This is a genomic window from Escherichia sp. E1V33 (assembly GCF_004211955.1).
Classification (GTDB): Bacteria; Pseudomonadota; Gammaproteobacteria; order Enterobacterales; family Enterobacteriaceae; genus Escherichia.
In genome coordinates this window covers 191,553-206,060 of sequence record NZ_RHJI01000015.1, presented here as the reverse complement: position 1 = coordinate 206,060, position 14,508 = coordinate 191,553, and the positions used below count along the sequence as shown (strand labels likewise).

Here is a 14,508-nt window from a genome sequence, read left to right as displayed (position 1 = left end):
CGGCATCAAAGGGAGGAAGATTCATGATATGCTATCACTTTGGACCCTGGTGGACCAGAAAAGGGCTTGTCTCATTGCACCAGGGTAGCTATAGTTTCGCCCCTTCGCAGACCAAAGGTCTGAAGGCGAAGGCAGCGCAGTCAATCAGCAGGAAGGTGGCATGTCTGCACAACCCGTCGATATCCAAATTTTTGGCCGTTCACTGCGTGTGAACTGCCCGCCTGACCAAAGGGATGCGTTGAATCAGGCTGCGGACGATCTGAACCAACGGTTGCAAGATCTGAAAGAACGCACTAGAGTCACAAATACTGAACAGTTGGTCTTCATTGCCGCATTGAATATCAGCTACGAGTTAGCGCAAGAAAAAGCGAAGACTCGTGACTACGCGGCAAGTATGGAACAGCGTATTCGGATGCTGCAACAGACCATAGAACAAGCGTTACTTGAACAAGGTCGCGTCACCGAAAAAACGAACCAAAACTTTGAATGACACTTTCCGGTTTACTGTGGTAGAGTAACCGTGAAGACAAAATTTCTCTGAGATGTTCGCAAGCGGGCCAGTCCCCTGAGCCGATATTTCATACCACAAGAATGTGGCGCTCCGTGGTTGGTGAGCATGCTCGGTCCGTCCGAGAAGCCTTAAAACTGCGACGACACATTCACCTTGAACCAAGGGTTCAAGGGTTACAGCCTGCGGCGGCATCTCGGAGATTCCCTTCTTATCTGGCACCAGCCATGACACAACTACCAAAACTCCCACTGACATTATCCCGACAAGAAATCCGTAAAATGATTCGGCAACGTCGTCGTGCGTTAACGCCGGAGCAACAGCGTGAAATGGGCCAACAGGCTGCCACGCGGATGATGAGTTATCCCCCTGTTGTGATGGCGCATACGGTCGCTGTATTTCTCTCTTTTGATGGCGAGCTCGACACCCAGCCGCTCATAGAACAACTCTGGCGCGCCGGTAAGCGCGTGTATCTTCCCGTTTTGCATCCCTTTAGTGTCGGTAATTTACTGTTCCTGAATTACCATCCGCAAAGTGAACTGGTGATGAACAGGCTGAAGATCCACGAGCCAAAACTGGACGTGCGCGATGTGCTTCCCCTTTCCCGGTTAGATGTATTGATCACGCCGCTGGTGGCTTTTGATGAATACGGTCAACGCCTGGGAATGGGGGGCGGTTTTTATGATCGGACGTTGCAAAACTGGCAGCACTATAAAATGCAACCGGTGGGTTATGCGCATGATTGCCAGTTAGTAGAAAAACTCCCCGTTGAAGAGTGGGATATCCCACTGCCTGCGGTGGTTACACCGTCGAAAGTCTGGGAATGGTAAGGGCGATACATCCCGCATCGCCCTGATTGACATCGTTGATTCTTTGACCTAATTTAGTGAGTAAGGGTAAAGGAGGATTACTCCTCCCCTGTGACTGACTGTTAATAAGCTGGCAAACTTATCAGTAACAGTACAATCAGTATGATGACGAGTCGCATCATAACCCTTCTCCTTCAAGCCCTCGCTTCGGTGAGGGCTTTACCGTTACAGCCCCATGCTGCCCCGCCATCGTAAATCCTCCGCATACAAAGACAACGCATTGATCTGACTTTGCTTTATTTCTTCGAGCAGACTCGCAAAGGCGATTGCAGCGCACTACAAATGGCAGCGACATGCGCGGGAGAAGGGATAAAAAAACGGGCAAGTCAGTGACCTGCCCGTTGATTGTCAGAGAAGGGAATTAGTACAGTAGACGGGCGCGAATGGTACCCGGAATAGCTTTCATTGCCTGCAGCGCTTTTTCGGCAACGTCTTCATCAGCTTCAATATCAATAACCACATAACCCATCTGGGCAGAAGTTTGCAGATATTGCGCGGCGATGTTGACCCCCTGCTCGGCGAAGATTTTGTTCAGCGCAGTCAGCACGCCCGGACGGTTTTCGTGGATGTGCATCAGACGACGTCCACCGTGCAGCGGCAGCGAGACTTCCGGGAAGTTCACCGCAGAGAGCGTTGAGCCATTGTCTGAATACTTGATCAATTTACCCGCAACTTCCAGGCCTATATTCTCTTGCGCTTCCTGAGTCGAACCGCCAATGTGTGGCGTCAGAAGGACGTTGTCGAATTCACACAGCGGAGAGGTAAAAGGATCGCTGTTGGTCGCCGGTTCCGTCGGGAATACGTCGATTGCCGCCCCTGCCAGATGTTTACTCGCCAGCGCATCACACAGCGCCGGAATATCCACCACTGTACCGCGCGAGGCATTAATCAGCAGCGAGCCGGGCTTCATTAGCGAAATCTCTTTCGCACCCATCATATTTTTGGTGGACGGATTCTCTGGCACATGCAGACTCACCACATCGCTCATATTCAGCAGGTCAGAAAGATGCTGTACCTGAGTGGCGTTGCCCAGCGGCAGTTTGTTTTCAATATCATAGAAGTAAACATACATCCCCAGCGATTCCGCCAGAATGCCCAACTGCGTACCAATATGACCATAACCAATAATGCCCAGCTTTTTGCCGCGTGCTTCAAAAGAACCTGCGGCCAGTTTGTTCCACACGCCACGGTGCGCTTTGGCGTTGGCTTCCGGCACTCCACGCAATAGCAGCAGCAGTTCGCCAATCACCAGCTCAGCAACGGAACGCGTATTTGAAAACGGGGCATTAAATACTGGGATACCACGTTTTGCCGCCGCATCCAGATCAACCTGGTTTGTTCCGATACAGAAACAGCCAATAGCGACCAGTTTTTCTGCGGCGTTGATCACGTCTTCAGTCAGATGGGTACGGGATCGCAGGCCGATGAAGTGGGCATCGCGGATGGATTCTTTTAATTGTTCATCATCCAGCGCGCCTTTGTGAAATTCGATGTTGGTGTAACCAGCTGCACGAAGGCTTTCCAGCGCCTTTTGGTGCACGCCTTCTACCAGCAGAAACTTAATCTTGTCTTTCTCCAGCGATACCTTTGCCATTTACCCAATCCTGTCTTTGAAATGTTGTGTGCGGATTTGCATCCGCCTTTCAACATATCAAAAAATAATATTGCGGCAATATGAACGTTTGCGTCGCGATGTTGAGGAAATATCACGCAAAGGTATTTCTTGGATGAATATGCTGGTTTAGAGGGTTTATTTAGAGCAATCGACAATAGTCAGGTAAAAACGTGACACATGTCACCAAATTTAATGAAGAGAATTTTTTTAACGGGGGAGGTTCCCCCGTCAGATCATTTCACAATGGTTTTGACACCGTCAGGTGTGCCAATCAGCGCAACATCCGCGCCACGGTTAGCAAACAAGCCAACAGTCACCACGCCAGGAATCGCATTTATGGCGTTTTCCATCGCAATCGGGTCAAGGATTTCCATGCCGTGGACGTCGAGGATCACGTTGCCGTTATCGGTCACCACGCCCTGACGGTATTCCGGAAGACCGCCCAGTTTCACCAGCTGGCGCGCCACTGCACTACGTGCCATCGGGATAACTTCTACTGGCAGCGGGAATTTGCCCAGAATATCAACCTGCTTGGAAGCGTCTGCAATACAGATAAATTTTTCCGCAACCGAAGCAATGATTTTTTCACGGGTCAGCGCCGCGCCGCCGCCTTTGATCATCTGCATGTGGCCGTTGATTTCATCTGCGCCATCAACGTAGATGCCGAGGCTGTCTACTTCGTTGAGATCAAAAACGTGAATGCCGAGGCTTTTCAGTTTTTCAGTGGAAGCATCTGAACTGGAAACGGCCCCCTCAATCTGGCCTTTCATCGTGCCGAGTGCGTCAATAAAGTGTGCGGCGGTGGAACCTGTACCCACACCAACAATGGTGCCGGGCTGAACATACTGAAGTGCCGCCCATCCTACTGCTTTTTTCAATTCATCCTGCGTCATGATCGTTTCGCCTGTGGTATGAAATTTCACACGCATTATATACAAAAAAAGCGATTCAGACCCCGTTAGCAAGCCGCGTGGTTAACTCATCCATAAAATATCGTGCAATGGCGGGCATCCCCTTCCGCCCCGCAAACAAAGCATACAAAGGTCTGGGTATGCCGCTCCATGGTGCAAACAGGCGCACCAGCTCTCCATCCTCCAGCCCCTGTTTACAGGCAAACTCAGGTAATAGCGCCACGCCATTCCCGCCAAGCACTGCCTGCAGCATGACGCGAAGGTTATTTGACTGCAAACGCGCCTCAGGTTGCAGCGTAATCTGCTGTTCGCCATTCATTAACTGCCACTGGCTCCCGCCATTGTTCGCCAGCCGAAGGATCCCGTCGACGTGGTTAAGATCTTCAATAACTTTCACCTGCGGATGGCGGGCCAGCCACTGCGAACTGGCAACTAAAATATCGGCCTGGGTATGTAATTTTTTATAATGCAGCGTCGAGTCCGCAAGTGCGCCGGAAGCCGTAACCAGCGCAATATCAATGCCTTCAGCGACCATATCCACCGGGCGATTAATAGCCAGCAGCTGCACCTTTGCCAGGGGCCAGCGGGCGATAAACTCACTGACAAACTCACCAAACCATGTTTCAGCCATAAATACCGGCGCGCTGACGCGCAGCATTCCCTGTGGGCTTTCCTGAGCAGCCATAACCACCGCTCTGGCCTGTTTCTCCTGCGCCATCAGCGCTCGACATTCGATGGCAAACTGTTCGCCTGCCGCCGTCAGGGTCAGACGCCGAGTAGTTCGCTGAATAAGCCGCACGCCGAGGCGCTCTTCCAGCGCTGCCATTCGTCGGCTTAATACCGATTTCGACACGCCCGCACGCAGCGCCGCCTGGCTGTAACTGCCTTCATCGGCAATCAGGGCAAAGTAGTAGTAATCATTCCAGTCGATCATGATTGTTCTATTTTCACAACAATGAAGTTCAGTTGTGTCTATTTAATCACCATATAAACAACAGTTAAACTTCTCTCATCGCAGAAACGAGAGCAAGCTCATGAAAATTCTCCATATCGACAGCAGCCCAATGCTTAAGCATTCAAGTTCGCGGAAATTAAGCCAGGCGCTGGTAGAAGCGCTTTGCCAACGCTTCGCACAAGCCACAATTATTCATCGCGACGTTGGCCTGACGCCGCCGCCCCATTTGCGTGAAGAAACCTTTCTGGCGCTTTGCGGTAAAGCGGAGTGCGGGAACGCACAAATTCAGCAGGAGGTGAATGGTATTCACGCCGCTATTGAAGAACTGGCATCGTGCGATGTGCTCATTATTGGCGCGCCGATGATTAATCACAGCGTTTCATCCGGTCTCAAAACCTGGATCGATCAGGTCTGTCTGGCTGGTTTAACGTTTCGTTTTAGCTCTGCAGGCGCCGTTGGGTTGCTGACGGATAAACCGACGTTTATTGTCTCGACGCGCGGCGGTATCTATTGCGACGAGGCACATCTGGCGCTGGATCATCAGGAAAGCTATCTGCAAGCCACGCTGAAATTAATGGGAATTACCAATACACACATTTTGCGCGCGGAAGGCGTCGACAAAACCCAGCCAGGGCGCGAACTTGCGGAGCGAAATGCATTAGCGCAAATCCCTGATCTCATAACACAAGTATTTAATCATCATATTTAATATAAAAGGAGTTATTATGTCTATTAAGCAAAACTTATTTTCTGCGTTGTTTCTTTGCTCTCTCACTGGACACGCATTTGCCGCAACCGAGATACAAAAACCGGGCAACAACCTTGAGCAGATATCAAAAGTGAGTATATCCACACACAATAGCAATCCAGCGGGCGTTGAAAGTCAGATCAAAGAGAAGGCAGAAGAGTTACAAGCCAGCAATTATTACATTAGTTCTTTTGCCGGTAAAAATTATATCCATGCCAGTGTAATTTTCTATAAATAACACTCTGTTTAACGGGAGCATGGAACTATTCTATGCTCCGCTACCAAAATGAAAAAAAGCTATTCTTATAGGTACGTTGGTCTGCTTTGCCGCATGCCTTATTTTTTGTCGTCCGGTGATATTTTTCGTGAAAAGCCGCTCTCACCAGTATGGTTCTTGCGACAAAACATGCTCTTTTTTACAGGGGCAATTGCATGGTGTCTAATGACGCTGACGATGTGTTTATCGTTACGTTCATCATGGCTTAACAAAGTGCTGGACAGTCTGGATAACAGTCTGGATAAAGCATGGCGATTACATAAGTGGGCAGGAGAATGCGCCATAGCTTTTGCTTTCCCCCACTGGCTGGATGAAAATTTACCCCAATCTTTGGCTGGATTACTCATCCCGGTAAGCTTGTTGCGCTTAACCTGACATCAGTACAAGAGAATTGGCTTCATGCGGAACTGTTAGCCGGCGAATGTGCAATGTTTATTATGATGGCTATGGTTTTCGTCTCTCTTAGTAAAGAGTTCCCTATCATTTATTTCATATTGTTCCCCGTTTGTTCCCTGATTTTTATCTGGCTATTACCTTTCATGTGTATGCAAAAGAAAAGGACACGTTGCGCTTTGCCATCAAAAATTTAGGGGATTATACCTCTACCCTTGCATCCTCGATAAAAATCGGCCAGTCTGCCATCGTGAAGGGCCATGGGGAAAGTTTGATTTTACTATCCCTTCCTCCCTCCAGGTCTGGATAGCAGGAGGCATCAGCATTCCCCCCTTTATAGCCCAGCTTGAGTATCTGAGCCAGCATGGTACGTCCCCTGTTCTTGTGGATCTTTGGTATTGCGTCAGCCGAAGCGAGGATTCCTGGTATGTTGATAAACTTACCTCACTTGCTTAATGCGCATAAAGATGAGTACCTACAGGCGCAAAATCTTACTGATAAAATAGTAGAGAAATGTAACCTCCATTTCTGGTTTTTCGGCCCACAGAGTTTGACCAAAGCGCTCAGCAACGGTTTACGTGAAAATGGGATTGCCAACCAAAAATTCCACTACGACCGCTTTTGTATGCGTTAAATACTCTGTACCCAAAGCAAAATTATGTCATAGTTCGGCATAAGAATATTTGAGGAGCAGGTTAGAGAAATGAAACGCCCGGACTACAGGACATTACAGGCACTGGATGCGGTGATACGTGAACGAGGATTTGAGCGCGCGGCACAAAAGTTGTGCATTACGCAATCAGCCGTCTCACAACGCATTAAGCAGCTGGAAAATATGTTCGGGCAGCCGCTGTTGGTGCGTACAGTTCCCCCGCGCCCGACAGAACAAGGGCAAAAATTACTGGCACTGCTTCGCCAGGTCGAGCTGCTGGAAGAAGAGTGGCTGGGCGATGAACAAACCGGTTCTACCCCACTACTGCTCTCACTGGCAGTCAACGCCGACAGTCTGGCAACCTGGTTGCTTCCGGCACTGGCTCCTGTACTGGCTGATTCGCCTATTCGTCTGAACTTACAGGTGGAAGATGAAACCCGCACCCAGGAACGCCTGCGACGTGGTGAAGTGGTCGGCGCGGTGAGTATTCAACATCAGGCGCTGCCTAGTTGCCTGGTCGATAAACTTGGCGCGCTCGACTATCTGTTCGTCAGCTCCAAACCGTTTGCCGAGAAATACTTCCCCAACGGAGTAAGCCGCTCTGCGCTGCTCAAAGCACCGGTAGTCGCATTTGACCATCTTGACGATATGCACCAGGCATTTTTACAGCAAAACTTCGATCTGCCACCTGGTAGCGTACCGTGCCATATCGTTAACTCGTCCGAAGCCTTCGTTCAGCTCGCTCGCCAGGGAACAACCTGCTGTATGATCCCACACCTGCAAATTGAAAAAGAATTGGCCAGCGGCGAATTGATTGATCTGACACCTGGGCTATTCCAACGGCGAATGCTCTACTGGCATCGCTTTGCCCCAGAAAGCCGCATGATGCGTAAAGTCACTGATGCTTTGCTCGACTATGGTCACAAAGTGCTTCGTCAGGATTAATCAATCAGTTAACGCCGGGTAGCACATATCAGGCGTTTTTCTTTTTTTATTTTTTATTCTTTGAATAACATCACAAAACAGACAAATCTCACACGGCAAAAAACGACGCCCCATTCCATTTTTTTTGCTGGCGACAAACCCGTATAAAAAGCTCACCGTAAGCGCAAACACCCTCATTTTTATTGCGTTTTATGGAGCAAATAATGTCAAACGTGCAAGAGTGGCAACAGCTTGCCAACAAGGAGTTGAGCCGTCGGGAGAAAACCGTCGACTCACTGGTTCAGCAAACGGCGGAAGGGATCGCCATCAAGCCACTGTATACCGAAGCCGATCTCGACAATCTGGAAGTGACCGGTACCCTTCCTGGCTTGCCGCCCTACGTTCGTGGTCCCCGCGCCACCATGTATACCGCCCAACCGTGGACCATCCGTCAGTATGCCGGTTTCTCGACAGCCAAAGAGTCCAACGCTTTTTATCGTCGTAACCTGGCAGCCGGGCAAAAAGGTCTTTCCGTGGCGTTTGACCTTGCTACCCACCGTGGCTATGACTCCGACAACCCGCGTGTGGCGGGCGATGTTGGTAAAGCGGGCGTCGCTATCGACACCGTAGAAGATATGAAGGTGCTATTCGACCAAATCCCGCTGGATAAAATGTCGGTTTCAATGACCATGAACGGCGCAGTCCTGCCAGTGCTGGCCTTTTATATCGTGGCGGCAGAGGAGCAAGGCGTTCCCCCCGATAAACTGACGGGAACAATTCAGAACGATATCCTCAAAGAGTACCTCTGCCGCAATACCTATATTTACCCACCGAAACCGTCTATGCGCATTATCGCTGACATTATCGCCTGGTGTTCCGGCAATATGCCGCGCTTCAATACCATTAGTATCAGCGGCTACCACATGGGCGAAGCTGGTGCGAACTGCGTGCAACAGGTGGCATTTACTCTCGCCGATGGGATTGAGTACATCAAAGCAGCTCTCTCTGCTGGCTTAAAAATTGATGACTTCGCCCCGCGCCTGTCGTTCTTCTTTGGTATCGGCATGGACCTGTTTATGAACGTCGCCATGCTGCGCGCCGCACGCTATCTCTGGAGCGAAGCAGTAAGCGGATTTGGTGCCAAAGATCCGAAATCGCTGGCACTACGCACCCACTGTCAAACCTCTGGCTGGAGTCTCACCGAACAGGATCCGTATAACAACGTTATCCGCACCACTATTGAAGCGTTGGCAGCCACCCTTGGCGGAACCCAGTCGCTGCATACAAATGCCTTTGACGAAGCGCTCGGTTTGCCGACCGATTTTTCGGCACGTATTGCCCGTAACACCCAGATCATTATCCAGGAAGAGTCAGAACTCTGTCGCACCGTCGATCCGCTAGCCGGTTCTTATTACGTTGAGTCACTAACCGATCAGATCGTGAAACAGGCCAGAGCCATCATCGATCAGATCGACGAAGCCGGAGGCATGGCGAAGGCGATCGAAGCAGGTCTGCCAAAACGGATGATCGAAGAAGCGTCTGCCCGTGAACAATCGTTGATCGACCAGGGCAAACGCGTGATCGTCGGCGTCAACAAGTACAAACTGGATCACGAAGACGAAACTGATGTCCTTGAAATCGACAACGTGATGGTGCGTAACGAGCAAATTGCTTCGCTGGAACGCATTCGCGCCACCCGTGATGATGCCGCCGTAACTACCGCACTGAACGCTCTGACTCACGCTGCACAGCATAACGAAAACCTGCTGGCTGCCGCTGTTAATGCGGCTCGCGTTCGCGCGACGCTGGGTGAAATATCCGATGCGCTGGAAGCCGCTTTTGACCGTTATCTGGTACCGAGCCAGTGTGTTACCGGCGTTATTGCGCAAAGCTATCATCAGTCGGAAAAATCAGCCTTTGAGTTTGATGCAATTGTTGCGCAAACGGAGCAATTCCTCGCGGATAATGGCCGTCGCCCACGCATTCTGATCGCCAAAATGGGACAAGATGGACACGATCGCGGAGCTAAGGTCATTGCCAGTGCCTATTCCGATCTTGGTTTCGACGTTGATTTAAGCCCCATGTTCTCCACGCCGGAAGAGATCGCCCGCCTGGCAGTCGAAAACGACGTTCATGTGGTGGGCGCGTCCTCGCTTGCAGCAGGACATAAAACACTAATCCCGGAACTGGTTGAAGCCCTGAAAAAATGGGGACGCGAAGATATTTGCGTGGTCGCCGGTGGCGTTATTCCGCCGCAAGATTATGCCTTCCTGCAAGAGCGTGGCGTGGCGGCGATTTACGGTCCTGGCACTCCCATGCTCGACAGCGTGCGTGATGTGCTGAACCGGATTAGCCAACATCATGATTAACGAAACCACGCTGGCAGACAGCATTCGACGCCTACGTCTGGGGGAGCGAGCCACGCTCGCCCAGGCCATGACGCTGGTTGAAAGCCGTCACCCTCGCCATCAGGCACTCAGCACTCAACTGCTTGATACCATCATGCCGTTTTGTGGTAACGCCCTGCGACTGGGCGTTACCGGCACGCCAGGAGCAGGAAAAAGTACCTTTCTTGAAGCCTTTGGCATGTTACTGATTCGCCAGGGACTTAAGGTCGCAGTAATTGCCGTCGATCCCAGCAGCCCTGTGACCGGTGGCAGCATCCTTGGGGATAAGACTCGCATGACCGAACTGGCGCGTGCCGATGCAGCGTTTATTCGCCCGGTTCCGTCATCTGGTCACCTTGGCGGCGCCAGTCAGCGGGCGCGGGAGTTAATGCTGTTATGTGAAGCAGCAGGTTATGACGTGGTGATCGTTGAAACCGTCGGCGTCGGGCAGTCAGAAACAGAAGTCGCCCGCATGGTGGACTGCTTTATCTCGCTACAGATTGCCGGTGGTGGCGATGATCTCCAGGGCATTAAAAAGGGTTTGATGGAGATGGCAGATCTGATTGTCATCAACAAGGATGATGGTGATAACCACACGAATGTCGCCATTGCCCGCCATATGTACGAAAGCGCTCTGCATATTCTGCGTCGCAAATATGACGAATGGCAGCCACAGGTCCTCACCTGTAGTGCACTGGAAAAATGCGGTATCGATGAAATATGGCGCGCAATTATCGATTTCAAAACCGCACTGACCACCAGCGGTCGTTTACAACAGGTGCGACAACAACAATCGGTGGAATGGCTGCGTAAACAGACCGAAGAAGAGGTGCTACACCACCTGTTCACTAATGAAGATTTCGATCGCTATTACAGCCAAACGCTACTAGCGGTCAAAAATAATATGCTCTCGCCGCGCACAGGTTTGCGGCAGCTCAGTGATTTTATCCAGACTCAGTATTTTAATTAAGGGAATTTTTATGTCTTATCAGTATGTTAATGTAACCATCATCAACAAAGTGGCGGTCATTGAGTTTAACTATGCCCGCAAACTCAATGCGTTAAGTAAAGTCTTTATTGATGACCTTATTCAGGCATTAAACGATCTCAACCGTCCAGAAATCCGTTGCATCATTCTGCGCGCCCCAAGTGGTTCCAAAGTTTTTTCCGCAGGTCACGACATTCATGAGTTGCCGTCAGGAGGTCGAGATCCGCTCTCTTACGATGATCCGCTACGTCAAATTACCCGCGTGATCCAAAAAAGCCCCAAACCGGTAATTTCGATGGTCGAAGGTAGCGTCTGGGGTGGCGCATTTGAAATGATTATGAGTTCTGATCTGATCATCGCCGCCAGTACCTCTACCTTCTCAATGACGCCAGTCAACCTGGGCGTACCGTATAACCTGGTGGGGATCCACAACCTGACTCGCGACGCGGGCTTCCACATCGTCAAAGAGCTGATTTTTACCGCTTCGCCAATCACCGCCCAACGCGCGCTGGCTGTTGGCATTCTCAACCACGTTGTTGAGGCCGACGAACTGGAAGATTTCACCTTACAACTGGCTCACCACATTTCCGAAAAAGCACCGTTAGCCATTGCAGTAATCAAGGAAGAGCTGCGCGTGCTGGGTGAAGCGCACACCATGAATTCAGATGAATTTGAGCGTATTCAAGGGATGCGCCGGGCAGTTTATGACAGCGAAGATTATCAGGAGGGTATGAACGCCTTCTTGGAAAAACGTAAACCTAATTTCGTCGGTCATTAATGATCCGCGAACTAAGGAGCAAAGGATGAATATTACCCGGACAAGGATGACCGCCGATGAAGCGGCGGAAATTATCCAGCACAACGATATGGTGGCATTCAGTGGTTTTACCCCTGCGGGTTCGCCCAAGGCTCTTCCCGTCGCCATTGCCCGTCGCGCCAATGAACAACATGAGGCGAAAAAACCGTATCAAATTCGCCTGCTGACCGGAGCGTCAATTAGCGCCGCCGCCGATGACATACTCTCTGAAGCTGACGCCGTTTCATGGCGCGCGCCATATCAGACATCATCGGGATTACGTAAAAAAATCAATCAAGGGTCGGTTAGTTTTGTTGATCTGCATTTGAGCGAAGTTGCGCAAATGGTCAACTACGGCTTTTTCGGCGACATCGATGTTGCGGTAATTGAAGCCTCAGCCCTCGCTCCGGATGGTCGCGTCTGGTTAACCAGTGGGATTGGTAATGCGCCGACCTGGTTGCTGCGTGCAAAGAAAGTGATCATTGAACTCAATCATTATCACGATCCTCGCGTCGCAGAACTGGCGGATATTGTGACTCCTGGCGCACCACCACGGCGCAATAGCGTGTCAATCTTCCATGCAATGGATCGCGTCGGTACGCGTTATGTACAAATCGATCCGAAAAAAATTGTCGCCGTCGTGGAAACCAACTTACCTGATGCAGGTAACTCGCTGGATAAACAAAATCCCATGTGCCAGCAAATCGCCGACAATGTGGTCACCTTCTTGTTGCGTGAAATGGCGCAGGGGCGCATTCCGCGGGAATTTCTGCCACTGCAAAGTGGGGTAGGCAACATCAATAATGCGGTAATGGCGCGTCTGGGGGAAAACCCGGATATTCCTCCGTTTATGATGTATTCGGAAGTGCTACAGGAGTCTGTGGTTCATCTTCTGGAAAGCGGCAAAATTACCGGCGCTAGCGCCTCCAGTCTGACAATTTCTGCCGATTCACTGCGCAAGATTTACGCCAATATGGATTACTTCGCCAGCCGCATCGTGTTGCGTCCGCAGGAGATTTCCAATAATCCAGAAATCATCCGCCGCCTTGGTGTTATCGCTCTGAACGTCGGCCTGGAGTTTGATATTTACGGACACGCCAACTCAACGCACGTAGTCGGCGTTAATTTAATGAATGGTATCGGCGGCAGCGGCGATTTTGAACGCAACGCGTATCTGTCGATCTTTATGGCACCGTCGATTGCTAAAGAAGGCAAGATCTCAACCGTCGTGCCTATGTGCAGCCATGTTGATCACAGCGAACACAGCGTGAAAGTGATCATCACAGAACAAGGGATCGCCGACTTGCGTGGCCTCTCTCCACTTCAGCGCGCGCGCACTATCATCGATAACTGCGCGCATCCGATGTACCGTGACTATCTGCATCGCTATCTGGAGAATGCGCCCGGCGGGCATATTCACCACGATCTTAGCCACGTTTTCGATCTGCATCGTAATTTGATCGAAACTGGCTCAATGCTGGGTTAATCGCTCGTACCGTCACGATCTTCAGCAATTTGCTGTAGCAGCGTGGCGGTATAGCGATGATTTTTCAATGAATAAAGGTATTCCTGCATATACATTGGCTTTTGCGGTGCATCAAAATATTTCAACTTAGCCGGGTTCACCAGTCGCCATGCAAAATGTGGGATCACCGTAAGAAAATGTCCGTGCTCAACGGCGCTGATTTTGGCCATAAAACTGTATGGGCGATAAATAATTGTTGGATTGATCCCACAAGGGCGCATGTTCGCATCTATCATCGCTTCATAATTAGCACGGTTTTGAAAGCGCATCTGTAACCAGGGCAGCTCCTGTAACAACTCCTGCTCCTGACGCTCTTCATAACGCCGAGAAACGAGAAACCCCAGTCGCAGCGGCGGCAGTTCACTCATGGCTAGATTATCCAACCCGTGTACACGAGCGGAAACATGCTGCGGAGAGATAATAAAATCAAGCTGACGATAGAAGAGATTGTCGATAACCTCATTTTCGCTGAATTCAACCGGCTGGGCCGTCACGCCTTCATACTTATCACCCAGGCTAATTAACTGATCAAAAATAATCGTCGGATAGGTATTATCGATACCTATCACAATTTCACGATTACGACGTCCGGAATTATGAATTTCGTTATCGATAGCAGAAAGCCGTTGGTAAACCGGGAAGAGCTTTTGATAAAGCTCCTGCCCGGCTTTATTAAGGCTGATGTTATTATCTTTACGGGTAAATAATGTATAACCAATTTGCTCTTCCAGAGCGGCAATACTTTTGCCAAACGGCGAAGCAGTCATATGTAACTTTTCTGCCGCCCGGGCAATATTATTGGTTTGCGCTAATAAAATAAAATTGCGCATCTTTTTCGAAATAAAAATATCCATCGCCGCTTCCTCCAGACATCCCTGTCCGCTTAACCGTTTCAGTCAGTTAATCCTTCATGAAATCGCAAGCAAAAATAGGTGGTTACGTCATGGTTTTACAGAAAAT

Annotated in this window: 16 protein-coding genes and 1 other RNA gene; 12 read left to right on the top strand and 5 right to left on the bottom strand. The window is 50.2% G+C overall.

Translation table 11 applies throughout. From position 1 onward, the window contains the following. Nucleotides 1–160: 160 nt before the first annotated feature. The 3 genes from zapA (at nucleotide 161) to D9742_RS14990 (ending at nucleotide 1,338) form a co-directional block, all read left to right on the top strand. Complete coding sequence (gene zapA / locus D9742_RS15000; protein WP_073520924.1) at nucleotides 161–490, top strand: cell division protein ZapA; 330 nt, start codon at nucleotides 161–163, stop codon at nucleotides 488–490. 41 nt (nucleotides 491–531) lie between these two features. Next, nucleotides 532–715, top strand: a non-coding RNA gene (ssrS, locus tag D9742_RS14995) — 6S RNA. Between the two features lie 20 nt (nucleotides 716–735). Beyond that, nucleotides 736–1,338 (top strand): 5-formyltetrahydrofolate cyclo-ligase, encoded by a 603-nt coding sequence (locus D9742_RS14990; RefSeq protein ID WP_130237424.1) that lies wholly within the window; start codon nucleotides 736–738, stop codon nucleotides 1,336–1,338. A gap of 101 nt (nucleotides 1,339–1,439) precedes the next feature. On the opposite strand, the gene D9742_RS14985 is transcribed toward D9742_RS14990, so the two are convergent. From D9742_RS14985 to D9742_RS14970, 4 genes are all read right to left on the bottom strand, one after another. Then, nucleotides 1,440–1,499, bottom strand: coding sequence for a type I toxin-antitoxin system Ibs family toxin (locus D9742_RS14985; protein WP_100635201.1), 60 nt, complete (start codon nucleotides 1,497–1,499; stop codon nucleotides 1,440–1,442). A 239-nt stretch (nucleotides 1,500–1,738) separates the two neighbouring features. Continuing rightward, nucleotides 1,739–2,971 carry a phosphoglycerate dehydrogenase gene (serA, locus tag D9742_RS14980; RefSeq protein WP_001151604.1) on the bottom strand — a complete coding sequence of 411 codons (1,233 nt, stop codon included), beginning with the start codon at nucleotides 2,969–2,971 and terminating at the stop codon, nucleotides 1,739–1,741. A 254-nt stretch (nucleotides 2,972–3,225) separates the two neighbouring features. After that, nucleotides 3,226–3,885, bottom strand: a complete 660-nt coding sequence (gene rpiA / locus D9742_RS14975; protein ID WP_130237423.1) for a ribose-5-phosphate isomerase RpiA — start codon at nucleotides 3,883–3,885, stop codon at nucleotides 3,226–3,228. Between the two features lie 55 nt (nucleotides 3,886–3,940). Next, on the bottom strand, nucleotides 3,941–4,837 hold the full coding sequence (locus tag D9742_RS14970; protein ID WP_130237422.1) for a LysR family transcriptional regulator: 897 nt from the start codon (nucleotides 4,835–4,837) through the stop codon (nucleotides 3,941–3,943). Between the two features lie 100 nt (nucleotides 4,838–4,937). Here D9742_RS14970 and D9742_RS14965 point away from each other — a divergent pair, with 100 nt between their 5' ends. The 9 genes from D9742_RS14965 (at nucleotide 4,938) to scpC (ending at nucleotide 13,509) form a co-directional block, all read left to right on the top strand. Beyond that, entirely contained in the window at nucleotides 4,938–5,567 is a 630-nt protein-coding gene (locus tag D9742_RS14965; protein ID WP_130237421.1) for an NAD(P)H-dependent oxidoreductase, read from the top strand. A 16-nt stretch (nucleotides 5,568–5,583) separates the two neighbouring features. Then, the gene (locus D9742_RS14960; RefSeq protein WP_130237420.1) at nucleotides 5,584–5,844 is read left to right on the top strand and encodes a DUF1471 domain-containing protein; all 261 of its coding nucleotides are present in this window, start codon (nucleotides 5,584–5,586) and stop codon (nucleotides 5,842–5,844) included. 48 nt (nucleotides 5,845–5,892) lie between these two features. Beyond that, complete coding sequence (locus D9742_RS23495) at nucleotides 5,893–6,258, top strand: ferric reductase-like transmembrane domain-containing protein (RefSeq protein WP_240780482.1); 366 nt, start codon at nucleotides 5,893–5,895, stop codon at nucleotides 6,256–6,258. A gap of 445 nt (nucleotides 6,259–6,703) precedes the next feature. Further along, nucleotides 6,704–6,910, top strand: coding sequence for a hypothetical protein (locus tag D9742_RS23490; protein ID WP_240780481.1), 207 nt, complete (start codon nucleotides 6,704–6,706; stop codon nucleotides 6,908–6,910). A gap of 69 nt (nucleotides 6,911–6,979) precedes the next feature. Continuing rightward, the gene (gene argP, locus D9742_RS14950) at nucleotides 6,980–7,873 is read left to right on the top strand and encodes a DNA-binding transcriptional regulator ArgP (protein ID WP_000828349.1); all 894 of its coding nucleotides are present in this window, start codon (nucleotides 6,980–6,982) and stop codon (nucleotides 7,871–7,873) included. 203 nt (nucleotides 7,874–8,076) lie between these two features. Next, nucleotides 8,077–10,221 (top strand): methylmalonyl-CoA mutase, encoded by a 2,145-nt coding sequence (gene scpA / locus D9742_RS14945; RefSeq protein ID WP_130237419.1) that lies wholly within the window; start codon nucleotides 8,077–8,079, stop codon nucleotides 10,219–10,221. Next, nucleotides 10,214–11,209, top strand: coding sequence for a methylmalonyl Co-A mutase-associated GTPase MeaB (gene meaB, locus D9742_RS14940; RefSeq protein WP_130237418.1), 996 nt, complete (start codon nucleotides 10,214–10,216; stop codon nucleotides 11,207–11,209). Before scpA ends, meaB begins: the two co-directional genes overlap by 8 nt. A gap of 10 nt (nucleotides 11,210–11,219) precedes the next feature. Continuing rightward, nucleotides 11,220–12,005: a methylmalonyl-CoA decarboxylase gene (scpB, locus tag D9742_RS14935; RefSeq protein WP_130237417.1), complete on the top strand. Its 786-nt coding sequence runs from the start codon at nucleotides 11,220–11,222 to the stop codon at nucleotides 12,003–12,005. A 25-nt stretch (nucleotides 12,006–12,030) separates the two neighbouring features. Then, nucleotides 12,031–13,509, top strand: coding sequence for a propionyl-CoA:succinate CoA transferase (gene scpC / locus D9742_RS14930; RefSeq protein ID WP_130237416.1), 1,479 nt, complete (start codon nucleotides 12,031–12,033; stop codon nucleotides 13,507–13,509). Here scpC and D9742_RS14925 read toward each other — a convergent pair. Next, nucleotides 13,506–14,402 (bottom strand): LysR family transcriptional regulator, encoded by an 897-nt coding sequence (locus D9742_RS14925; RefSeq protein WP_130237415.1) that lies wholly within the window; start codon nucleotides 14,400–14,402, stop codon nucleotides 13,506–13,508. The two genes, scpC and D9742_RS14925, sit on opposite strands and share 4 nt — an antisense overlap. Between the last annotated feature and the right edge of the window lie 106 nt (nucleotides 14,403–14,508).